Origin of the sequence: Bacteroides sp. NSJ-48, from assembly GCF_014287405.1 — a bacterium.
Classification (GTDB): Bacteria; Bacteroidota; Bacteroidia; order Bacteroidales; family Bacteroidaceae; genus Bacteroides; species Bacteroides stercoris.
On the sequence record NZ_JACOOD010000022.1, the window covers coordinates 37,521 to 61,733 of the forward strand.

13 protein-coding genes and 1 pseudogene are annotated in these 24,213 nt (G+C 43.1%); 7 read left to right on the plus strand and 7 right to left on the minus strand.

What is annotated here, in order from left to right:
• Positions 1 to 22 precede the first annotated feature (22 nt).
• The 3 genes from H8S52_RS11630 (at position 23) to H8S52_RS11640 (ending at position 4,781) form a co-directional block, all read left to right on the plus strand.
• Entirely contained in the window at positions 23 to 1,342 is a 1,320-nt protein-coding gene (locus H8S52_RS11630) for an MFS transporter (RefSeq protein WP_186909874.1), read from the plus strand.
• Positions 1,343 to 1,483: 141 nt separating this feature from the next.
• Positions 1,484 to 2,467 (plus strand): glycoside hydrolase family 130 protein, encoded by a 984-nt coding sequence (locus H8S52_RS11635; RefSeq protein ID WP_370527584.1) that lies wholly within the window; start codon positions 1,484 to 1,486, stop codon positions 2,465 to 2,467.
• A 22-nt stretch (positions 2,468 to 2,489) separates the two neighbouring features.
• Positions 2,490 to 4,781: a GH92 family glycosyl hydrolase gene (locus H8S52_RS11640; protein ID WP_186909876.1), complete on the plus strand. Its 2,292-nt coding sequence runs from the start codon at positions 2,490 to 2,492 to the stop codon at positions 4,779 to 4,781.
• 141 nt (positions 4,782 to 4,922) lie between these two features.
• Here the strand turns inward: H8S52_RS11640 and H8S52_RS11645 are convergent.
• The 7 genes and pseudogenes from H8S52_RS11645 to miaA form a co-directional block, all read right to left on the minus strand.
• A pseudogene (locus tag H8S52_RS11645) lies at positions 4,923 to 5,301 on the minus strand (C40 family peptidase).
• Between the two features lie 125 nt (positions 5,302 to 5,426).
• Positions 5,427 to 6,185, minus strand: a complete 759-nt coding sequence (locus H8S52_RS11650) for an ABC transporter ATP-binding protein (RefSeq protein WP_186909885.1) — start codon at positions 6,183 to 6,185, stop codon at positions 5,427 to 5,429.
• Between the two features lie 25 nt (positions 6,186 to 6,210).
• Complete coding sequence (locus H8S52_RS11655) at positions 6,211 to 7,698, minus strand: DUF5687 family protein (RefSeq protein ID WP_186909877.1); 1,488 nt, start codon at positions 7,696 to 7,698, stop codon at positions 6,211 to 6,213.
• Positions 7,699 to 7,893: 195 nt separating this feature from the next.
• Entirely contained in the window at positions 7,894 to 10,713 is a 2,820-nt protein-coding gene (locus tag H8S52_RS11660) for a pitrilysin family protein (protein ID WP_186909878.1), read from the minus strand.
• Between the two features lie 76 nt (positions 10,714 to 10,789).
• A complete protein-coding gene (kdsA, locus tag H8S52_RS11665) occupies positions 10,790 to 11,590 on the minus strand; it encodes a 3-deoxy-8-phosphooctulonate synthase (RefSeq protein WP_016661493.1) in 801 nt (266 codons plus the stop codon).
• 53 nt (positions 11,591 to 11,643) lie between these two features.
• Positions 11,644 to 12,570: a diacylglycerol kinase family protein gene (locus H8S52_RS11670; RefSeq protein WP_186909879.1), complete on the minus strand. Its 927-nt coding sequence runs from the start codon at positions 12,568 to 12,570 to the stop codon at positions 11,644 to 11,646.
• Between the two features lie 71 nt (positions 12,571 to 12,641).
• On the minus strand, positions 12,642 to 13,562 hold the full coding sequence (gene miaA, locus H8S52_RS11675) for a tRNA (adenosine(37)-N6)-dimethylallyltransferase MiaA (RefSeq protein WP_005657872.1): 921 nt from the start codon (positions 13,560 to 13,562) through the stop codon (positions 12,642 to 12,644).
• Between the two features lie 615 nt (positions 13,563 to 14,177).
• Here miaA and H8S52_RS11680 point away from each other — a divergent pair.
• The 4 genes from H8S52_RS11680 (at position 14,178) to H8S52_RS11695 (ending at position 24,211) form a co-directional block, all read left to right on the plus strand.
• Positions 14,178 to 15,911: a glycoside hydrolase family 43 protein gene (locus H8S52_RS11680; protein ID WP_186909880.1), complete on the plus strand. Its 1,734-nt coding sequence runs from the start codon at positions 14,178 to 14,180 to the stop codon at positions 15,909 to 15,911.
• A 265-nt stretch (positions 15,912 to 16,176) separates the two neighbouring features.
• Positions 16,177 to 19,338, plus strand: a complete 3,162-nt coding sequence (locus tag H8S52_RS11685; RefSeq protein ID WP_186909881.1) for a TonB-dependent receptor — start codon at positions 16,177 to 16,179, stop codon at positions 19,336 to 19,338.
• Between the two features lie 11 nt (positions 19,339 to 19,349).
• The gene (locus H8S52_RS11690; RefSeq protein ID WP_186909882.1) at positions 19,350 to 21,302 is read left to right on the plus strand and encodes a RagB/SusD family nutrient uptake outer membrane protein; all 1,953 of its coding nucleotides are present in this window, start codon (positions 19,350 to 19,352) and stop codon (positions 21,300 to 21,302) included.
• A gap of 44 nt (positions 21,303 to 21,346) precedes the next feature.
• Positions 21,347 to 24,211, plus strand: a complete 2,865-nt coding sequence (locus H8S52_RS11695; RefSeq protein ID WP_186909883.1) for a SusC/RagA family TonB-linked outer membrane protein — start codon at positions 21,347 to 21,349, stop codon at positions 24,209 to 24,211.
• Positions 24,212 to 24,213 lie beyond the last annotated feature (2 nt).

Here is a 24,213-nt window from a genome sequence, read left to right on the forward strand (position 1 = left end):
TACCGATAGCAACGAAACATATATGAGCCGGAATTATCATAATCCGATATCTTGGATTCCAACCGTTTATTTCGCCATGGGGCTTCCCTTTGTGGTGCTGAACATGGTTTCCGTACTTATGTTCAAGGGGCTGGGAGTGGGTGATGCCCAAATCGCTTTGTGGACCTCACTGATAATGCTTCCCTGGACGTTGAAGTTTCTTTGGAGTCCTTTTCTCGAGATGTTCAAGACGAAGAAACTCTTCGTGGTGCTGACGCAGTTGGTTACGGGAGCGGGGTTCGCACTGGTCGCCTTTGCACTGAATCTTCCGTTCTTTTTTGCTCTTTCCATTTTTTTGCTGGCGGTTATCGCTTTCAGCGGCGCTACGCACGATGTGGCAACGGACGGCGTGTACATGTCCGAGCTGAATAAGCAGGAACAGGCAAAGTACATCGGCTGGCAGGGAGCTTTCTATAACATCGCCAAGATTGTGGCGTCCGGCGGTTTGGTATGGCTGGCTGGGTGGCTGCTGAAATACTTCGGTGGAGTGCCCGGTGCCACGGATGCAGTGCGTCATGAAGCAACTGTCCAGGCTTGGATGTGTGTAATGCTGGTAATGGCTGCCGTGATGATATTGCTGGCAATATACCATTGGCGTATGTTGCCTTCGGGCGGTGCTGCGGCTGCCGAAACCAAGTCGGCGGGCGAAACGCTGGAGAAGTTGCAGAGCGTAATCAGGGATTTCTTTCAGAAACGTCATATAGGGTATTATATTGCCTTTATCATTCTCTATCGCCTTGCCGAGGGTTTCGTCATGAAGATTGTTCCCCTTTTCTTGAAGGCGGAACGTTCGGCGGGCGGCTTAGGGCTGAATGAGCAGGAAATAGGGTTGTATTACGGCACTTACGGAGCTGCCGCCTTTGTGCTGGGCTCTTTGCTGGCCGGTTATTACATATCGCACCGCGGACTGCGGAAAACGCTGTTCTCCCTGTGCTGCATCTTTAACCTGCCTTTTGTGGCATATACCCTGTTAGCGATATATCAGCCGGAGAGCGGCATGCTGATTGGCAGTGCCATCGTGCTGGAGTATTTCGGTTACGGCTTCGGCTTTGTGGGGCTTTCGCTGTTTATGATGCAACAGGTAGCTCCGGGCAAGCACCAGATGGCGCACTATGCTTTCGCTTCCGGTATCATGAATCTGGGTGTGATGCTTCCGGGAACAATCAGCGGATATGTGAGCGATTTTCTGGGGTATGAGGATTTCTTCATCTTCACCCTGTTTGCCACTATTCCGGCATTCCTCATTACCTGGTTCGTACCGTTTACGTATGCCGATGAGGTAAAAGGCGGAGCGGCCGCATAGTCGGTGGAAAAACATTGGCGGGATATGTTCCGGATAGTGGTTTCGATTGATGCCGGCTTTCCGTACATTCCCGGTTCCTGTGACAGATTATATAAGTAATTATAGATAGATTTAATTTCGTGTTATTACATAGAAAATGAAATGAGTATGAGTAGCAAAATTATTATTCCTTGGGAAGAACGTCCGGCAGGATGCAAGGACGTATTATGGCGCAGTGTGGCAAATCCCATTATTCCGCGTGATTTGCTTCCCACTTCCAACAGTATTTTCAACAGTGCGGTAGTACCTTTCGGCGACGGGTTTGCAGGAGTATTCCGTTGCGACGATACTAACCGTCGCATGCGGCTGCACGTAGGGTTCAGTAAAGATGCCATAAACTGGAACATCAAGGAAGAGCCGTTGAAGTTCCAATGCGATGATGAGGAAATCGGTACATGGGTGTATGGCTACGACCCGCGCGTGTGCTTTATCGAAGACCGCTATTATGTTACCTGGTGCAACGGCTATCACGGTCCTACTATCGGTGTGGCCTATACGTTCGATTTCGAGACGTTCCACCAGTTGGAAAACGCTTTTATTCCTTTCAACCGTAACGGAGTACTTTTCCCGCGCAAGATAAACGGTCGTTTTGCCATGTTGAGCCGTCCGAGCGACAATGGGCATACTCCCTTTGGAGATATTTTCTACAGTGAGTCGCCCGATATGGAGTTTTGGGGACGCCACCGCCACGTGATGTCACCTGCCGCTTTTGAGGTAAGTGCATGGCAATGCACCAAAATCGGTGCAGGTCCTATCCCTGTCGAGACTCCCGAAGGCTGGCTGCTGATTTATCACGGTGTGCTGCATTCCTGCAACGGTTATGTTTACAGTTTCGGTTCTGCTCTGCTCGATTTGGACGAACCGTGGAAAGTAAAGTTCCGCTCGGGTCCTTATCTGCTTGCTCCGCGCGAACCGTACGAATGTATGGGCGATGTTCCTAATGTATGTTTCCCGTGCGCCGCTCTGCACGACAATGAAACGGGCAGGATTGCCATATACTACGGTTGTGCCGATACCGTAACCGGACTGGCATTCGGCTATATTCCCGAAATTATAGAATTTACCAAACGTACAAGCATCATTTGATGTACATAAACTTTTGGGAACCATGAAACGAGCATTCCTTTCCGGCGTATTTGCCTTTGTTCTGCTGGCTGTGTCTCCGGCTGCGGAGAAAAGTTTTTCTCCTGTAGACTATGTGAACCCCTTTATCGGTACGACTAACTTCGGCACGACCCATCCGGGAGCTGTATGCCCCAACGGGATGATGTCTGTCGTTCCTTTCAACGTGATGGGGGCGGCGGACAACAAATACGATAAGGATGCCCGTTGGTGGTCCACTCCCTATGAGTATCACAACTGCTTCTTTACCGGGTATTCGCATGTTAATCTCAGTGGAGTGGGATGTCCCGAACTTGGTTCGTTGCTGCTGATGCCCACTACGGGCGAGCTTTCCGTAGACTACAAGGAGTATGGCAGCCGTTATGAAGACGAACAGGCCTCTCCGGGGTATTACACTAATTTCCTTACCCGTTATAATGTAAAGACCGAAGTGACTGCCACGCCGCGCACCGGTGTGGCGCGCTTCACTTTTCCAAAAGGGCGGAGTCATATTCTGCTGAACTTGGGAGAGGGACTGACCAATGAAACCGGAGCTTTCCTGCGGCAAACCGGAGAGTGTGAATTTGAGGGGATGAAGTTGCTCGGTACTTTCTGCTACAATCCGCAGGCGGTATTTCCTGTTTACTTCGTGATGCGTGTCAACAAAACTCCCCTCAAAACCGGTTATTGGAAAAAACAGCGTTCCATGACAGGCGTGGAGGCCGAATGGGATCCGGACAACGGCAAGTATAAATTGTATACCGGTTATCACAAGGAACTGGCGGGCGATGATATTGGCGCTTTTCTGACATTCGATACCGGGGAGAGCGAGCAGATAGAGGTACAAATGGGTGTTTCTTTCGTCAGTATCGAGAATGCCCGTCTCAATCTGGACAAAGAGCAGTCCGGCAAGGACTTCGACAAGGTATTGGCGGAAAGCCGTAAACGCTGGCACGACGATTTGTCGCGTATCATTGTGGAAGGCGGGACGGACGAGCAGAAGATTGTTTTCTATACAGCGCTTTATCATGCGCTGATACATCCCAACCTTTTGCAGGACGTCAACGGGCAATATCCGGCAATGGAAAGCGACCGGATTCTTACGGCAAAGGGCGACCGGTATACCGTATTCTCCCTTTGGGATACTTACCGTAATGTGCACCAGCTTCTTACGCTGGTATATCCCGAACGGCAACTGCAAATGGTGCGTTCCATGCTCGACATGTACCGTGAGCATGGCTGGTTGCCCAAGTGGGAACTCTATGGACGCGAGACATTGACGATGGAGGGCGACCCTTCTATACCGGTCATTGTGGATACCTGGCTGAAAGGTTTGCGCGGCTTCGATGTGGAGCTGGCTTATGAGGCGATGCGCAAAGGGGCTGTATTGCCGGGAGCGGAAAATCTCCTGCGACCGGATAATGACGACTATCTTTCATTGGGGTATGTACCTTTGCGCGAGCAGTACGACAACTCCGTATCGCATGCTTTGGAGTACTACATAGCCGATAACGCTCTTTCGCGCATGGCAGAGGCGCTTGCCAAGGATGCCGAGGTGAAAGGACAGAAGGAAAAAGCACGCCGCTACAAGGCGGATGCCCGTCTTTTCTATAACCGTTCTTTGGGATATAAGCATTATTACAGCAAGGAGTACGGCACATTCCGTCCTATTTTGCCGAACGGTGAGTTTTATGCTCCGTTTGACCCGAGGCAGGGCGAAAACTTTGAACCTAATCCGGGCTTTCATGAGGGGTGCGCATGGAACTATACTTTCTATGTTCCCCACGATGTAAAGGGGCTGGCGCAACTTATGGGCGGGAAGAAGGCTTTCGTAGACAAGCTGCAACGTGTTTTCGATGAGGGGCTTTACGACCCTGCCAATGAGCCGGACATCGCTTATGCGCATCTGTTCTCTTATTTCAAGGGAGAGGAGTGGCGTACCCAGAAGGAGTTACACCGTCTTTTGCAGAAGTATTTCAAGAATGCCCCCGATGGCATTCCCGGCAATGATGATACCGGAACGATGTCTGCATGGGCCATCTTCAATATGATGGGCTTCTATCCGGATTGTCCGGGCGAACCGTCTTACACGCTTTCCACACCGGTGTTCGACAAAGTGACCATCCGTCTTGATGCCGAAGTGTGGGGACGTGGGCAGTTGGTGATAGAGACGGAGCGTCCTTCGGACGATTCGCTTTATATCCGTGAAATGGAGTTAGGAGGAAAGAGACTGTCACGTTTCCGAATCAGCCACCAAGAGCTGGTAGAGGGCGGAAAGTTGCGGTTTGTGTTACGTTGACGAATCGGATGATACATAACCGGATTTCACAGATTTACTTTATTCTTCTTCTGTGAAATCCGTGTAATCCGTGCCTAAAGGAAACAAATAATAAGTGAATTTTCCTTTAGGCATACCCTCTTTTTAATGTTGGATGGAGTCTTATTTCACTCTTCCGCCGCAGAGCCAGTGCTTTGTATAGTAATCTTCCTTGAGGCTGCTCACGATGACTCCTTGTCCGGTACTGGCATGAACGAACTTGCCGTCTTTCAGGTAGATGCCTACATGTGCCACTTTCTTGCGTGACAAAGAATACCAAGTCACCTTCGCGCAGGTTGCGGCGGGCTATCCTGTTGCTTTCTTTCAACTGGCCGTCCGTGCTGCGCGACAGGCGTATGCGGTAGGTTTTCTTATAGAGTTGGGATACCAGGCCGGAGCAGTCCGTTCCATGTTTGCTGTCGCCACCGGCACGGTAGGGAGTGCCTATCCACTCGGCGGCATTGAGGTACAGCTTGTGGTTGTCTGTCAGTCCGATATCCATGCCCAGGCGTACAGAGGCTTGTGCCAATGCTTTATAGTCGAGACGGGGAGCGGCGGTATGGCAGGAACTTAAACAGAATATTAACCCGGTCAAGGCAATTATACAGGAAAAGGAGTGTTTCATATTTATTCCTCTGTAGGTGTTTCTTCTTCAGTATTATTTTCAGTTTCGATGTTTTCTTCGACACTGACATTGAAATAAGCTTCCAATTCCTTTTCGGCCGAATTGTTTTCGTTCTGTATATCACGGATAATGACTCCGTGCTCCAACAGGGCGATGCGCGGACATACATCTACCGTATGATTGAGGTTGTGGCTGGAAATGATGACGGTTGCTTTGTGTTCCTCGTTGTATTTTTTCAGCAGTTGTTTGATGATGGACTGCGAACTGGGGTCGAGGAAGTTGAAAGGTTCGTCAAGTATCAGCAGCTGCGGATGATGCAGCATGGCGGAGATGATGCCTATCTTTTGCTTGTTTCCGGCGGAGAAGTTGCGTATGAATTTCTTCTGTCCCATGACTTCACCGTTCATGAAACGCTCGAAAGGGGCGATGCGTTCGTCTACTTCTTCTTTTTTAAGTCCGTACATCTTGCCGATGAAGTAGAAGTATTCTTCCGGCGTGAGGTAGTCTATCAGGAAACCGTCGTCTATGAAAGCGCCGGTAAAGTTTTTCCAGTCTTCGCTTTTACATACGTCTATATCATTGATGGTGACCTTTCCTCGGTCGGCTTGCAACAAATCCAATACCAGCCGGAAAAGGGTGGTCTTTCCGGCTCCGTTGTTCCCAACCAAGCCCAGCATATCACCCTGATTGATGAGGTAGTTGTCAATATTTACGGCGGTCTTTTCGCCGAACTTCTTTTGCAAATTACTGATCTGAATCATAGCCATAAATCTTAAATTGTAAATCTTACTGTCTGCTGTCTCTAAATCCTTCCATATTCTTATAACGCCGCTTCATAAAGCGGTGGTATACATTCTTCAGCCAGAAGCGGGACGTCAATATAAAACCCGCACCGATGGCAATCAATATCCAGGCTGTAACTGTGGGGCCGAAAAAGGTTGTCAGCATAAAATTCATAAGTAGAGGTACGCCGAATGCCGCTCCGGAAATCAGATTCTGCAATCCGGTTCCCATGTTCTGGCGGTTGGTCATTTTGGCGTTCAAATCCACTGTCCTGTTATTGTATACGGCCAATTGGAACAGGCAGAAATATACACAGCCCGCAACAAATACAGCCCAACTGATGCAGCTCAGCACAGCCAGTTTGCCGGTTACCATAGCCGGTATCATCAGGAACAGGGGGATGAGTATGGCGATGCTGTACAGAATATATTTGGCACGCAGCAGTGTGTAGATGGACTCCTTGCGGCTCATCAGCCCGTCGATGTAGTTGCCTTCGTAACTCATCAGGCTTGATAAAAACAGAATGCCGAAAATCACGAAGTTGTAAACCATGATAAAGCTTTTCATACCTTGTCCGTCATATGCTTCGGTGAAGCTCAGAATGCAGGTAAATGCAATCACTACCAGAAATACTGTACGCAGGGCCGTTTTGCAGACTTTATTGCGTAATAACATTTTCAGTTCCAGCCGCATGTATTCGCCAATCTCTCCGTAGCGGTCCAGAAATTTGTATTCGGATACATGCTTTACCTTGGTGTCTTCTACTTTATTGATTTCGTTATAAATCAATTTTATCATCAGTCCGCGATTGATGAACCATAGCACTACGATAGCTGCAAATACTCCGGTGAAGGTGAGAAGATGTCCAAGGATAAACCCTTCTCCTAAGTCGACGGACCAGTCGAATAGCGGACTGTTGTCCGGTATGAACATTCCGGCAGCGATACTCCCGTATGCCAGTATAGGCAGGATTATCCACCAGACGCGTTCGTTCATCAATGTCCGGCATAGCAGGAACCAGTAGTTGTTGAGTACCATCAACAACCATATTCCGATACTATAGGTCAGTACACCCGTTATGCCGTAAAATCTGGTAATGCTGATGATGGCGAACGGAACGAAGAAGAACAGCCATATCAGGTTGAAGCCGTTCAATCCGGAACGTATCAGCAGGAAATCGATAAGGCGGTTGCGCTTTACCGGTAGCAGCAGATAGGGCTTTACCTCTTGGGCAGGCGTTTTCTGAAATGGAAAACGCATCAGGAAATCCAGGCAGAGGATAAATATCAGCCCGCTGTTCAGGACATGATATGCTTCGGTTGCCCCGTCGTTGAAAGCAAAGGCAAAACTCGTTCCGAAGAATATCAGATAACCAGCCCAGAATACAGCCATGAAGTACATCCAGAATTTTCCGAATTTATTCTTCTCGTACATCGGGTTTCGCTTGGCTGCCAACTTTCCGTGCTTGCGTAATTCTATAAAGAGGTTCATAATGGATAGATGGTTAATGTATATGAAAAAGGCTGCGCTGCTTCACGAACAACGCAGCCTTTTGAAAACTGTGACTTTGGTTGTGAGTTGAAAAATCAGACTGCTGATAGTACGGTTTGTAAAGAGCTACTTTACGCCTCTAAAGGTCAACTCTACAACGCTAAAGGTCTACTTTACGACTCCTGGTGTAGACCCCTATTTCTTTTCGGGGCTGATCATTGAAACAGTAATTTGGTTCTTCTGTTTCAGGAGTTCGTTGGCAAATTTCTGGACATCTTTTGCTGTGATTCCATTGACGATTTGCTCGTAATCCTTTATCGGATTGATACCGGTATAGAGATATTCGTCTATGCTGTTCAGCCAGTAACCGTTTTCTTTCAGATTTTCGTTATGCTTCTTCAGCATGTACTCTTTCACTTTGTTCAGGCTGGCTTCATCGGGACCGTTTTTGGCGAAAGCTTCCGCTTCGGCATAGATAATCTTCATCAGTTTGTCCTGCTTGTCGGGAGCTGTATTGAAGAAGATTTGCAGAACGGCTCTTTCCGTAGGATATTTAACAAGCTGTCCCATAGGATATACACCATAAGTACCACCTTCATCTTCACGTACTTTCTCCGTATAGATTAAGTCCAGGAGCTGGTCGGTCATGCTCATGAGAATATCGTTGCGGAGCGTGTATGCGCAAGTACCGCTGTAAGAGATGAAGTTATTTACCTTCGGAGTCTCTTGCTGACGGATAAACTCGTTTTTGTAGATTCCTTTGCGCATTTCGATGTGGTTGTCCTTGAATGTTTCTTTGCGGTTGATAGAGGGTAATGAACCCAGATAAGATTCAATCAGAGGTTTTACGGCTTCCACATCGACGTTTCCTACTAAAATAAAGGTAAAGTCGCTGGCGTCTTTGAAACGGTCCTGATACATGGAAAGAATCTTGTCGTAATCCATCTTGTCTACCATATCGGCTTTCATTCTCAAGGTTCTGGGGTGCTTCATGTAGAGAGTGGACGTGATGGAGTCGCTGAAAGAAGAACTCGGGTTCAGATCCATATTCTGCAATTCGGCCTTGCTGCGGTTTTTATAAGATGCAAAAGCATTGTCGTCACGTCTTGGAGCTGTGAAAGTCAGATAGGTAAGCTGCATCATTGTCTCAAAGTCTTTGGGAGAGCAACTGCCCGTTACGGCTTCTGTCTTATCGCCGATTCCGTAGTTTACGGAAGCTTTTTTACCGGCCAGCACTTTTTCCAGTTCAATAGCGCTGAAATTGCCAAGGCCGCCTAATGCTACTGCATCCAATCCGTTGATATTGATGATTTCCGAGTCGGGGAAGAGTGAGCTACCACCCATACTTACACCTTTCATACGAATTTCATCGGCTTTGAAATCTGTCTTTTTGATGATAACCTTAACTCCGTTGGACAGTGTCAGCATAGTAGTTCCGAAAATATCGTCTTTCTTTTCAGATACGATTTTACCGCCTTTCGGGGCTTCTTTCATCAAGGGCTCGTTAGAAACTTTATCTACATACGGCGTAAGTTTCTCTGATTTTACCGCTTTCAGAAGGTTCTTGATAGCTTCCTCTGTGGGGAGCTTTAAGCCTTCTTTCTCAGGACCGAACAGGGCTACCACCTGGTTGCTGTCTGTCACCATTTGCTGCATCATCTGGTTCAGGGCGGTTACGGGAATAGCCGGTGCTATCTGGTTGATGATGGTATATTCGTTGGCAATGCCCGGAATAGGTTCGTTGTCGAGGAAGTGACGGACATATTCCTTTACATAGCTTTCATTCTTACGCTTGTCGCGTTCCTGGAAAGCCGATTCCAGATGGCGCAGATATTCTGCACGGGCACGGCTGTACTCGGTTTCGGTAAAGCCGAATTGGCGTGCACGCTCGATTTCGCGGAGAACGGTTGAGATACCGTTTTCAATGGCATCTTCCTTGCAGACTACAATTCCGGTAAAGGCGTCCTTGGTCTTGGCTACGAAGAAGTCATCGTCATAGGTTGCGGCATAAATATAAGGCGGGTTAGCTGCCTGGAGCAATTCGTTCAGACGTGCATTCAACATGTTGGTAATCAGTGTCGCTGCATAGTCTTGCATCAGATAACCCACGTTGCCTTTCTCCTCTCTGGGAGTTGTTTCGTGCTTATTGAAGATAAAGGTTTGTACATAAGGCTGTTCCTTGTCACGTGCAACCAATATGATAGGTTCTTTATTATCGTTTACCGGGTAGTATTCGCGTTTGGCACCATTGGGCTGGGCGGGAATATCTGCAAACATCTTCTTAATCAGGGCTTCAGTGGCATCTACGTCAACGTCACCCACCACCATGATACCTTGTAAGTCGGGACGGTACCATTTTTCATAGTAATCTCGTAAAGTCTGAGGCTTGAAGTTCATTACAACGTCCATGGTTCCGATAGGGAAGCAGTTGGCGTATTTTGTTCCGGCAAACATGGCGGGAAGCATTTTCTCCTGAAAACGTTGCATGGCACTCATGCGGGTACGCCATTCTTCATTGATAACGCCGCGTTCCTTGTCTATTTCTTTGGGATCCAGAGTAAGGTCGTTGCTCCAGTCGTGAAGAATCAGCAGACAAGAGTCGATAGCCCCCGGAGTATTGACCGGTACATTGGAAATGTTATAAACCGTTTCGTCTATGGACGTGTAGGCATTCAGGTTTTCACCGAATTTCACGCCGATGCGTTCCAGGTATTGTATCAGGGACTTTCCGGGGAAGTGAGTCGTTCCGTTGAAACACATGTGTTCCAGGAAATGGGCAAGACCGCGCTGGTTGTCCTCTTCTTGTATGGAACCTACTTTTTGGGCAATATAGAAATCGGCTCGGTTAGCAGGAAGACTGTTTTTACGGATGTAATAGGTCAGTCCGTTGTCCAGCTTGCCGATACGAACATCCTGGTCGATAGGAATAGGTGGTAGTTGTTGGGCAGACACCTGTTGGAAGTTACAGCATAAGATTAGTGCAACAATCCATAAGTTACGTAATAAATGTTTCATCATTATTTGATTTTAAAATGTTTTTGCCTTATCTGTCGAAGTGATAAATAATAAATCACAAAAGAGTCTTGTTTTTTTATTTGATTGCTTCCCGGATACGTACTAATCTGGTTAAAAGTCCTTCCAGTAAATCCAGTTTCAGCATATTGGCACCGTCACTTTTGGCTACGGCAGGATTTTCGTGTGTTTCGATGAACAAACCGTCTGCGCCTACGGCGATACCTGCCTTTGCTATGGTTTCAATCAGCTGAGGCATACCGCCTGTAACGCCGCTGGTTTGGTTGGGTTGTTGCAGGGAGTGGGTGACGTCCAGTATGACGGGGAAGCCGAAGGTTTGCATTTCCGGTATTCCGCGATAGTCTACTACGAGGTCTTGATAGCCGAAGGTTGTCCCGCGTTCGGTAATCATCACGTTCTTATTGCCGGCTTCCACCACCTTGTCTGCTGCGAATTGCATGGCAAGCGGAGAGAGGAACTGTCCTTTCTTTATATTGACGGTCTTGCCGGTCTTGGCTGCGGCTACCAGCAGGTCGGTTTGTCTGCAAAGGAAAGCAGGGATTTGCAGAATATCTACATATTCGGCTGCCATGGCAGCTTCTTCGGCGGCATGGATGTCTGTTACGGTGGGTACTCCGAATGTGTCGTGCACTTTTTTTAGGATTTTCAGGGCTTTTTCATCACCTATACCCATGAAGGAGTCCAGACGCGAGCGGTTGGCTTTACGGTACGAGCCTTTGAATACGTAAGGAATCTGCAGTTTGTCGGTAATAGCTACTACGCGTTCGGCAATGCGCATTGCCATATCTTCTCCTTCAATAACACAAGGACCTGCCAGCAGAAAGAAGTTTCCGGCAGGATTATTTTTCAGTTCAATCATACGTTTTTTTTGAATTATGAGTTATGGTTTACGAGCTATGAAAAGTTCATATCTCAGTTGGGTATAATCAATGTTATCGCTTCGTGCAGCACACCGATGTCCAATGGAAAATGCCGGTCGAGGATACGTCCGTCCAAATCGACGGAAGCATTTTGTGCACGTAATACCTTTATCTTTTGGGTACGGTAGGGTTTTACCACTTTATGGTTTAGAATCCGTCCTTCCATCAACATCCATATTCCCGAAAAGAGTTGCAATAGTTCGGGGCGGTAGATAACCGATACATCCAGCCAGCCATTGTAAGGTACTGCACTGGGTGCCTGTCCGTATCCCCATGCACTGCCTATGCACACCGTCATAATGCGCCCGCGTATATGCTCGCCGTTTATTTTAAGATGCATACGATATAACTTCCGCTCAAAAATCAAGGAGATGAATGCCATAAAATAAGAAAGGAACTTTACCCCCCAGAAGCGCTTGCATTGGTCGGTGATTTTAACTATGCGGGCTCCAAGGCCGATATTGATGGCATTCAGAAAATAGCGGGTCATGTGTTTTTGGCCGTCATAGTAATAACATGTGCCGACATCTATTTTACGGCGGCGGTTATTTATGATGCAATCTACGGCTTCCTTGTATTCCGAACTTATTTCCCAATATTTGGCAAAATCATTGCCGATGCCATTGGGGATAATGCCGATAGCGATGTTCTCTTTATCTTCCGCATTGGAAAGCATTATGCCGTTGATTGCATCGTTCAGTGCACCGTCACCTCCTACAACGACAATGGTGCGGTAACCGTTGTTGGCAAGTATGCCTGCCAGACGTTCTACGGAGCCGAACCCTTCGGACTGCACATAGTCGTAAGACACGCCTTTGCTGTCCATATATGCTTTAATCTCTTTCCACCGTTTCTGCACTTTGCGCGTTCCGGCTTTGGGGTTATAGATTACGCCCCATTTATTGGGTTCTACACTCATATATCCGTTTCTTTCAATCGGTCCAACATTTTCATAAATCTGCCGCTTAAGCGGTGTTGCCGTCAAAGATACTAAATCTCTTTGAGTTTTGACTTTACAAAAGCTATCTTTTCTTCCATGGGCCACCGGGCGTCCATCCAATGGATAGTAAAGCCTCGTCTTTCCATCCCCCGGAACCAGGTCATCTGGCGTTTGGCAAATTGGTGGATGGCTATTTCCAGTTGGCTGAACATTTCATCATAGGTCAGCTTGCCAATGACGTAAAGTGTCAGATACTTGTATTCCAGTCCGTAGTAAATGAGGTCGTCGGGACAAATGCCTGAATCTATCAACCGGCGTACTTCATCTACCATTCCTTCGTCCAGTCGTTGGCGCAGGCGACGGGTAATTTTCTCACGCCGAAGTTCCCGGTCTATGTCTACGCCGATGATGAGACTGTTCAGTTGTGGAAATGAGCGTGCGTCTATCGGAGTATGAGCATAATATTCTTCGATTTCAATGGCTCGGATGGCTCGTTTCACCGTATCTACATCCGTTGTATTGTGCAGGCTCTTATAGGTTTGCAATATTTCGGTAAGCTCTTCCAGTGATTTATTGGCCAGGCGGTTGCGCAATTCCGGATTCTCGGGTACAGGCAGTAGTTTGTATCCCTTGAGTACGGATTCCAAATACATTCCCGTTCCGCCGCATACAATGGGCAGGCAGCCTTTTTGTTTAATGCTTTCATAGGCGGTTAGGAAATCGCGTTGGTATTCGAATACATTGTATTTATATCCCGGGTCGGCTATATCAATAAGGTGGTAAGGTACTTGTCTGCCGTTTACAATGTAGTCGGCCAGGTCTTTTCCTGTACCGAGATCCATGCTCCGGTATATTTGCCGGGAGTCGGCACTGATGATTTCCGTATTGAGTTCTGCTGCCAACGCGGCGGCAAATGGAGTTTTACCGGATGCTGTAGGGCCTAATATGGCGATTAAATCATAGTCAGGCATATACTAAGTATTTGTAATTCGTTTACAAAGATAATGCAATTTGCGGGTAGATAAAAAGAACCGGTTCATTTTATTCTGTGAGGATATAATTTCTCTTTACATTTAAAGCGTGTATCTGAAAAAGGAAGTAAAAAAACGTCCTTCTTCTTAAAAGGTGTTATAAAACATATCTTTTCCTTTGGATAATTTGCAGATTTAGCAAATGTCCGTATCTTTGCAATGTGTTTTTCATAGTATTAGATTTAAGGTTAACAAAGGTTGGAGTACAGCGGTACTCCTTTTTTTTGCTCTATACTTTCCTTTTCTTGCTGCATATTTTTATAGGACTCCTATTACGGTAATATAAAATCTATCTTTATTCTTTAATATATTGATATATAGAAGATTAATTGAGTGTATGTTACATGTATGATAAAGAATGTAACATATAAAAAAAATATGTAATGTCATCAAAAAAACATGTTATACGATTTTCAGAATCACATGTGTGTCTTTTGTACATTTGTTGCGGAAAAACCGGAAATATAAAACTACTCATATTAAATATACAAATATGAAGAACTCTTTATCTTTCGTGTGCCTTAAAAATATTAATAACTATAAAATCGAGTATTGATGAATAAAAGATCTTTTTTTGCAATTTTATCGGCCTTATTAGTCTCTGCCGGTATATTGGGAAGCTTTTCTTCTTGCAATTTGTCCAAAGCAAATGGAAATTTACCTGCTGTAAAGGATTCTACAGCCCTTTTTGATTATTTTACTTATAAAGGTGATGATGATTTTTACAAGGAAAATCCACTGCCTGATGATGAGTCGTTTTATAATCCTATTTTGCCTGGTTGGTATTCAGATCCTAGTATATGTACAAATGGAGAAGGAGACTATTTCTTAGTGACTTCTACTTTTACTTATTTTCCAGGTGTACCTATCTTTCATAGTAGGGATTTAGTAAATTGGAAACAGATAGGACATGTTCTTAGCCGTCCTTCCCAATTGGTTAATATGAAAGGACAGCATGTGAGTGGGGGAATTTTTGCACCGGCTATTTCATATAATCCTCACAATAAGACTTATTATATGGTAACCACTAATGTGGGAGCGGGTAATTTCTTTGTGAAAACTCAGGATCCTTTTGGAGAATGGTCTGATCCTATTATGTTGCCTGAAGTGGGCGGTATAGATCCGTCTTTCTTCTTTGACGAAGACGGAAAAGCTTATATTGTAAATAATGATGATGCTCCGGATTATAAACCAGAGTATAGCGGGCATCGTACAATTCGCATACAAGAGTTTGATGTAAAGTCAGATAAAACGATTGGACTTCGCAAAATTCTGGTAAACAAAGGTGTGCATCCGGAAGAAAGACCTATCTGGATAGAAGGTCCCCATATGTATAAGATTAATGGGAAATATTTCCTCATGGATGCGGAAGGTGGTACGAGTACCTGGCATTCTGAAGTTATTTTCCGCAGTGATTCTCCGATGGGAACTTTTACGCCTTGGACGAAAAATCCAATATTAACACAACGCCATCTTAGTGCTGAACGTCCTAATCCGATTACTTGTGCCGGTCATGCTGATTTGATACAAACCAAAGAAGGCGATTGGTGGGCTGTGTTTTTGGCATGCCGTCCTATAAATAATAAGTTTGAAAATTTAGGGCGTGAAACATTTTTAATGCCGGTAAGGTGGAGCGAAGATGGTTTTCCTTATATGACGCAAGAAAATGAAATAGTTCCTCTGATTCTAAAACGAACAGGCGTAAAGCGTGATGCTAGTGTGACATTTGGTAACTTCGAAGAATTTGAAGATTTTGATAACACTTCTTTGGGAATGCAGTGGATGACATTGCGTGCTCCTGCTACTGAATTGTATTCTTTATCTGATGCTCCGGGCTTTTTGACTTTGAAGTGTGCCGCTGTCAGTGCTACTGAAAAGGACACTCCTGCTTTTGTTTGCCGTCGTATGCAGCATCATAAATTCGAATCTACTACCCGTATGTTGTTTAATCCTTCCAATGAAAAGGAAGAGGCTGGTATGTTATTGTTTAAAGATGAAAAGCATCAATATTTACTTGCTGTAAATAAGCAAGGAGAAAATAAATCTGTTTTTCTAAAACGAATAGGTGAGTCTGAACAAGTTTTGGCTTCTGATACAATCCCTGAAAAAACAAAAGAAATTTATTTGAAAGTAATATCTCAAGGTACTCATTATGATTTTTATTATTCTTTAAAAGGAGAGAAAGATTGGACTTTGCTCTGTAAAGATGTCGATGCAAGCTATCTTTCCACAGCTACAGCTGGTGGATTTACGGGTAGTGTGATAGGGCTGTATGCTGTTTGTAAGTGATATTTATTGTTGCATGTAACATGAAGAATAATTTCTGTTACATGCAACAAATCCTATGTAACGTTTGTATGGATATGTGGAACACTTTCACAATTATTTTTTTATATATTTAAAATATATTTGCGCGGTGAAATCAATCATGTTAACTGTTAGCGTTTATTAATCTTATACTAATAAAAATGAAATGTATGTATGATGATAGCTAAGGCTATTAAAGAATGACTGATGATTAGAGAACAATGTAGTTAATTAACATCTTAAACTAATGGTAATGAAAAATGTAGTAAAAAAAAATCAAAAGATTCCTTACCTCTTTTTACTCATGCTGTTCTGTTGCCTGATGGCATCGGCACAAAGTGGGATAACGGTAAGGGGAACTGTTTTTGACAATAATGGTGAGACGGTCATTGGTGCCTCAGTGGTATTAAAAGGTAATAATTCAATAGGTACGATTTCAGATATAGATGGTAATTTTATGTTGACTGTGCCCAATGAAAACCCTACTCTTATTGTTTCATTTGTGGGAATGAAGACCAAAGAAGTAAAAGCGACTTCAAAAGGTTTGATCAAAATAACTTTGGAAGATGATTCTCAACAGTTAGAAGAGGTGGTGGTAGTCGGGTATGGTCAGCAAAAGAAAGCATCGGTAGTTGGTGCTATAACCCAAACGACAGGTAAAGTTTTGGAACGGGCAGCTGGTGTTTCAGATATAGGTGCTGCTTTGACAGGTAACTTGCCTGGTGTTGTTACTACTCAAGGTACGGGTATGCCTGGCGAAGAAGAACCGAAGATAACTATTCGTGGTGCAAGCTCATGGAATAACAATGAAGATCCATTGGTATTAGTGGATGGTATTGAGCGTCCTATGAGTTCTGTAGATATTAGTTCTGTACAATCTATTTCTGTATTGAAAGATGCTTCAGCGACTGCAGTCTATGGTGTAAAAGGTGCTAATGGTGTAATTCTTGTAACAACGAAACGTGGTACGGAGGGTAGTGCGAAAATAGATGTAGGTTTTAATGCTACTTTGAAATCTCCTTCAAAATTGCCTAATAAGTATGACTCCTATGATGCATTGATGTTCCGTAATACGGCTATTGAACATGAGTTGGCTTTGCGACCTGATTCATGGGAATATATTCGTCCTCAATCTTTTATTGAAAACTATCGTAATCAGACTACTATTGAACAGAGAGAACGTTATCCTAACGTTGATTGGCAAAAAGCTTTGTTTAAAGATAATACAATGTCTTATAATGCTAATATAAATATTAGTGGTGGTACGAAATTTGTAAAATATTTTGCTTCTGCCGATTATGTGCATGAAGGAGACCTTTTTAGAACTTATGATAACGGGCGTGGTTATAACTCTGGTTATGGATATGACCGTATCAATGTGCGCAGTAATTTAGATTTTAATATTACAAAAACTACTGTATTAAAAGTGAATTTGGCAGGCTCTAATGCCATTCGTAAGGCTCCATGGAGCAATACAGGAAATTCTGAATGGCAAATTGGTCAGCAATGGTCAGGTGCATACAATATTGCTCCAGATGTGTTTCTACCGCAATATTCTGATGGTAGTTGGGGTATGTATCCATTTGTGTCCAATACAACTAACTCAGCGGAAAATATTTCTTTAGGGGGTACGATGCAGGTAACAACAACTCGTATTAATACAGATTTTACATTGGAACAAGATTTAAAGTTTATAACCAAAGGACTTTCAGCTCGGGCTACTGTTTCTTGGGATAATGTTTTTGTTGAAAACAATCGTGGTATCAATGATTTGTATAATAGTGCACAACATAAGTGGATAGATCCAGATACAGGTCAGGAACGGTATGAACAATCCTATGATACCAATAATGGTTTCGATTGGACTCAAGGAGTAAATTGGAGTACTTCTCCTGGTGCTGTAGATAACAGCCAGACAGTTCGTAACCTTTATTATCAAGCACAATTGAATTGGGTACGTAGTTTTGGGAAACATAATGTGACAGCCATGGGGTTGTTCAGCCGTCAGGAAAATGCAAGGGGAAGCGTGATGCCTACCTATCGTGAAGATTGGGCATTCCGTACTACTTATAATTACGCTGATCGTTATTTTATTGAATATAACGGTGCATATAACGGCTCTGAGAAATTCAGTCCGGAAAATCGTTTCGCTTTTTTCAATTCCGGAGCTATTGGTTGGATGATCAGTGAAGAACCTTTCATGAAATTCTTTCGGGAAAAGAAAATTGTAGATATGTTGAAAGTACGTGCTTCTTATGGTGAAATTGGTTCTGACCAATTGGGACCCGATCCTTTTGATTCTAGTCGTCGCTGGCTCTATATGAATCAGTGGGCTTATGGCGGACACACTACGATGGATCTTAATCAGACGCAAAGTATTTATACATGGTATCGCGAGTCTGCTATTGGAAATAAAGATATTCAATGGGAAGTTGTGAAAAAGTTGAATGTAGGTATAGACTATTCATTTCTTGAAGGCTTGTTTGCTGGTAGTGTGGAATTTTTCCGAGATGTACGTTCTAATATTTTTGTTTATGGTGGTGATCGTTCTATTCCTTCTTATTTTGGTGGAACACCTCCATCTGTTAATAAAGGTAAAATTCGTACAAGCGGATATGAATTGGAGTTACGTATCAATAAGACGTTTGCTAATGATTTGCGTGTTTGGGGTAACTTCAGTATGACTCATGCAAGAAATAAGGTCCTTGTGAAAGATGACCAGGCTTTACGTCCCGGATATCAGAAAGCTGCTGGACATGCTGTAAATCAATATACCTCTTATATTGATGCTGGTTTTATTCAGAGTTATGACCAATTGTTTGGCGCTCCAGCTCATGATGCCAATGATTCTCAAAAATTAGTAGGAGATTATTACATTGTCGATTTCAATGGTGATGGTATTGTAGATAACAAAGACCAAGCACCTTATGGTTATACAAATTCGCCAGAGAATACGTTTAATGCAACAGTGGGATTTGAGTGGAAAGGATTCAGTGCATTTGCACAATTCTACGGTGTAACTAATGTAACTCGTGATGTTGCCCTTAATAGTTTTGGCAGTAAATTAAATACTGTATTTGATAATGGTACATGGTGGTCAAAAGCTACTCCCAATGCAGATGTAGTTGTACCTCGTTGGAATTCTACACCAAGTTACAATGATGGAACTCAATTCTTATATGACGGCTCTTATATTCGTCTAAAAAATGTTGAATTAGCTTATACTTGGAATAAAGGATGGATCAAAAAACTTGGATTAGGCAGTTTAAAGATTTATGTCAATGGTAATAATCTTTGGTTATGGACACGTATGCCCGACGACCGTGAAGCAAATCTTTCAGGAGCTGGTTATTTAGGTGCTTATCCTACGGTGAAACGTTATAACTTTGGTATTAAATTCACATTATAATAGTGTACAAGATGAAATATAATACATATAAAACTCTGTTTTATGCAGGTCTTTTGTCTTTTTCAGTAGGATTCTGCATGACATCTTGCGAAGATTATTTGGACAAGAGTCCAGAATCGACGGTATCTGAAGAAGATGCGTTCAAGAACTTTCGTAATTTTCAAGGGTTCATAGAAGAAATATACAATTGCATACCTGATAAAGAAAAGTGTAATTATTGTACATCCTGGAATTGGGGTGATGATGAACTTTTCAATTCTATGGGGGATGGACATATGACGCATCAAGCCGATTTAGGTAATTTCCGGGCTTGGCAAAGCAATGGTCAGTGTTGGTTATACAGAGATTCTAGTAATCCTGCTTCTACCAATGCGTTTGACCATTCTTTGTGGCCACACTCTTGGTATTGCATTCGTAAAGCTAATGTAGGTCTTGCTAATTTGGATAAAATGGTAGGTACGCAAGAGGAAAAAGACATGATTGCCGGTCAACTTTATTTTTTCCGTGCATGGTGGCATTTCGAATTGATGACTTATTGGGGTGGTCTGCCTTATGTTGATCAGGTTCTTGATGCTACACAAGAACTGAATTTACCTCGCCTGAGTTATCAGGAATGTGCTGATAAAGCTGCTGCTGATTTTCGTCGTGCTGCTGATTTGCTTCCTATTGATTGGGACAAGACGTCTATCGGTAAAGCTACGGAAGGCAAGAATCAGTTGCGTGTTAATAAAATCATGGCATTAGGATATCTTGGTAAAAACTATTTGTGGGCAGGAAGCCCTTTAATGAAGAATGGTGCACAACTTGGAGGCGCTAATGCTTACAATTATGATGAAGAATATTGTAAAAAAGCAGCACAAGCATTCGGTGAGTTACTTACTTTGGTAGAGGGAGGACAGACTCAATATGCGCTTGCTGAGTTTAAGTATAAGAATGTTTATAACCATGAGAAGGCAAGTGACGCTAAGACTTGCTATTCCGATATTTTTTATACCCGTCGCCAAGGCTGGTTGATGCCCGGTTCAGTTGAGGCTATATTCCGTGGTCCTTCTGGTAGTGATGGTAATGCTAATAACAGTAATTGGAATATGACGAAAATATGGGGACCGAAGGTCGCAGGGCTTGTTTCTCATGATAAGATTATTCATTTGCCTACTGCTAATCTTGTTGAAATGTATGGTATGGCAAATGGGCTTCCTATTGATGACCCGAACTCTGGATTTGATGAGAGATACCCGTTTAAGGATAGAGATCCGCGTTTTTATCATGATATTGTATTTGATGGCTTCCACTTTGTTTTGGCTGAGGATAAATTATCTGATGCGCAAAAACCTTATGCTTATTGTGATCTTTCTACTGGTGCAGATATGCGTTTTGCAGATCTCGGTAGTCGTACAGGTTATTTCTTCCAGAAACTTGTTCCTCATACTTGTAATGAGGGTGATAAGGAATATGATTGGGGTAGTAACTTACATACTTATTTACCGTATATGCGTTTGGCGGATATTTATTTAATGTACGCTGAAAGTTGTGCTGCTGTCGGTGGTGCATCTTTCAAATCAGAGAACTGTTCACTAACCGCTCTTGATGCAATTAATAAGATTCGCACTCGCTGTGGTGCAAAAGGCGTTCATACTTCTTATATAGCAGATAATAAGAAGTTTATGGATGAAATACGTCGTGAACGTGCTGTGGAACTATCTATGGAAGGTTTTCGTTTCAATGATCTTCAGCGTTGGTTGTTACTTACAGAAGCTCCTTATACAGAGAAATATTCTGTAGAATTCGATCGCGTAGAAAGCCCTGAATTTTATAAGACAAACGATCCTGCGAATGCGGAAGTTGCAAACTATCGCCATGAATTGATTGTAAAGCGTGTGTTTGGTACGAAGCATTATTGGTTCCCCTTGCCCGATGACGATGTGTATCTTTATCCTGAATTCGGACAGAATCCCGGTTGGTAATCGTGGAAAGCTACAAAGTATGTTTAACAATAAATGAATAAACAATGAAATATATACAAGCAAGATTCATTCTCTGTGCTATGCTGGCCACTTCTTCGGTGCTTGCCAGTGCTCAGGTTGCAGATTGGAATGAAACCGATTCATTGGCAAACAAAAAAGACCAAATGGTACAGGTAGCTTTTCGTAAGGTATCCCAAAAAGACCTTTTGGGTGGTGTCTCTGTTGTTAATGTAGAGGAACTTACGAAAAAGAATTATAACACCTATAGTTTAGATAATATGCAAGGCTATGTCGGTGGTTGGAATGGTAATTCGCTGTGGGGAATGGATGGCGATAATGCTGGTTACTTAGTTTTAGTTGATGGTGTGCCTCGTGACGCAGATAATGTAATGCCTTCTGAGATAGCCCAGATTTCCTTTCTGAAAGGTGCACAAGCTGTGGTTCTCTACGGTAGTAAAGCTGCTAAAGGTGCGATTGTGATTACTACTAAACGTGGTAATGTAGAGGGGTTAAATGTTAGTGTTAGAGCTAATACAGGATTTCATGTGGCTAAGGCATATCCTGAATATTTGGGTTCTGCCGAATATATGACCCTTTATAATGAAGCTCTTTTGAATGATGATCCTACTGCAAAGCCTCTTTATACAGCAGAGCAAATCTATAATCATGGTTCTGGATTGAATCCTTATCGTTATCCTAATATCAATTATTATTCTTCGGATTATGTAAAGAAGGCGTATAATCGTTCGGAAGTAACGGCTGAAATTACTGGTGGTGGAAAACGCGCGCGTTTCTACAGCAATGTGAGCTATTATCGTAATGGCGATTTTCTTGATTTTGGTGAAGCTAAGAATAATATGACGGACCGTTTCAACGTACGTGGTAATGTGGATGTGGATATCAATAGTTTTATAAGTGCTTATATTAATGCGAATGCTACATTTTATAATTCGAAAAGTGCGAAGGGGGACTATTGGAATGCTGCAGCAACAGTACGTCCTAACTTCCCGCAAAATGCAGCTCCACTTATTCCTTTAGACATGATTGATCCTAATGCTTCAGCTGTATGGGAACTGTTAAGTACTACTTCCAATATTATTGATGGTAAGTATTTCTTATCCGGTAGTCAAGCAAATTCTACAAATGCATTTGCTGATAGTTATGCAGCAGGAAGTAGTAAATGGACAAGTCGTCAATTTCAATTTGATACAGGGGTAAATATTAATTTGGACAAAGTGCTGAAAGGTCTTTCTTTTAATGCAATGTTTGCAGTAGATTATGCAACTTCTTATTCAACCTCTTTTGATAATAACTATGCAGTGTTCATCCCTACTTGGGCTAACTACGGTGGAAAAGATGTTATTGTAGCGCTGACTAAAGAAGGAAATGATGAAAAACCGGGTACCCAAAATGTTGGTGGAAGTTCTGATGAGCAAACGATTGCATTTTCCGGACAATTCAATTATCAGAATACATTTAAAAAGTGTCATAATGTATCGGCTATGCTTATTGCTAACGGCTATCAGCAAACAATCTCTGCTCAATATCATCGTATCAGTAATGCTAATTTGGCATTGCAGTTAGGTTATAACTATCAGCAGCGTTATTATGCTGATTTTGGTGCCGCGTTGATTCATTCAGCTAAACTAGCTAAAGGGCATCGTCAGGCTCTTTCTCCTTCGTTAACATTGGGCTGGCGTTTAAGTGGGGAAAACTTCTTGAAAGATTCTCCTGTTGTTGATGATTTGCTATTCAGTGTGTCTGGTAGCATTCTTAATCAGGATATTGATTTGGTAATGGGAGATAAGGAATTTTACCTTTATGAATCAGTATGGACGCAGAATGATGGCTACTCATGGTATGATGGTCCGGCTGGTAAGTATACTATTTCTACTAGAGGGCAGAATAATGACCTTTCATTCATAAAACGTAAAGAGTTTTCAGCGAACCTTAAGACGTCACTGTGGAATAGATTAATAACAGCAGATGCTTCATTTTTCATTAACTCTACTGAAGGATATTTGATTAATCAGCCCACTTTCTTCCCATCGCATCTTAATACAGGTTATCTGGCTGCATCGTTCATGGCAGTTATGAATTATAATAATAATCGCCGTATGGGTTTTGATTTTAGCGTGAATGCTAACAAGAATTTTGGGGAATTTGATTTGTCACTTGGTGTGTCAGGAACATATTATGATACCAAAATAACTAAACGTGATGAAATTTATGATGATGCTTATCGATATCGTAAGGGTAAACCAGTTGATGGCGTTTGGGGACTTCAAAGTGCAGGATTATTTCAAAGTGAGGAAGAGATAAAAAATAGTCCGGAACAAAAGCTGGGTAGCACAGTTCGACCTGGTGATATAAAATATGTAGACCAGAACGGAGATGATGTAATTGACGAGAAAGATGAAATTTATTTAGGTAAAGGAGGATGGTATGGATCGCCTTTCACGCTCGGCATTAACTTTACGGCTAAGTGGAAAAACTTTACGTTTTTTGCATTGGGTACAGGAGGATTCGGTGCTTATGGCATGAAAAATAATTCTTACTATTGGGTAGATGGAGATGATAAATATTCTGCTATCGTTCGTAATCGCTGGACTGAAGAGACAGCAGCTACTGCAACTTATCCACGCTTATCAGCTAAAAGTTCAAGTAATAACTTCCGTTCTTCAGACTATTGGTTGTATAAAACCAATCGTTTTGATTTGGCAAAAGTACAGATTACCTATGATTTACCTAAACGGGTATTGCGCAATACTTTCCTTCGTGAATTTTCTGCTTATGTAAGTGGAGCAAATCTGCTTACAATCTCAAAAGAGCGCAAACATATGGAGATGAACGTGGGGAGTGCACCGCAAACCAGATTCTATAATATTGGTGTAAAAGCAGTATTTTAATT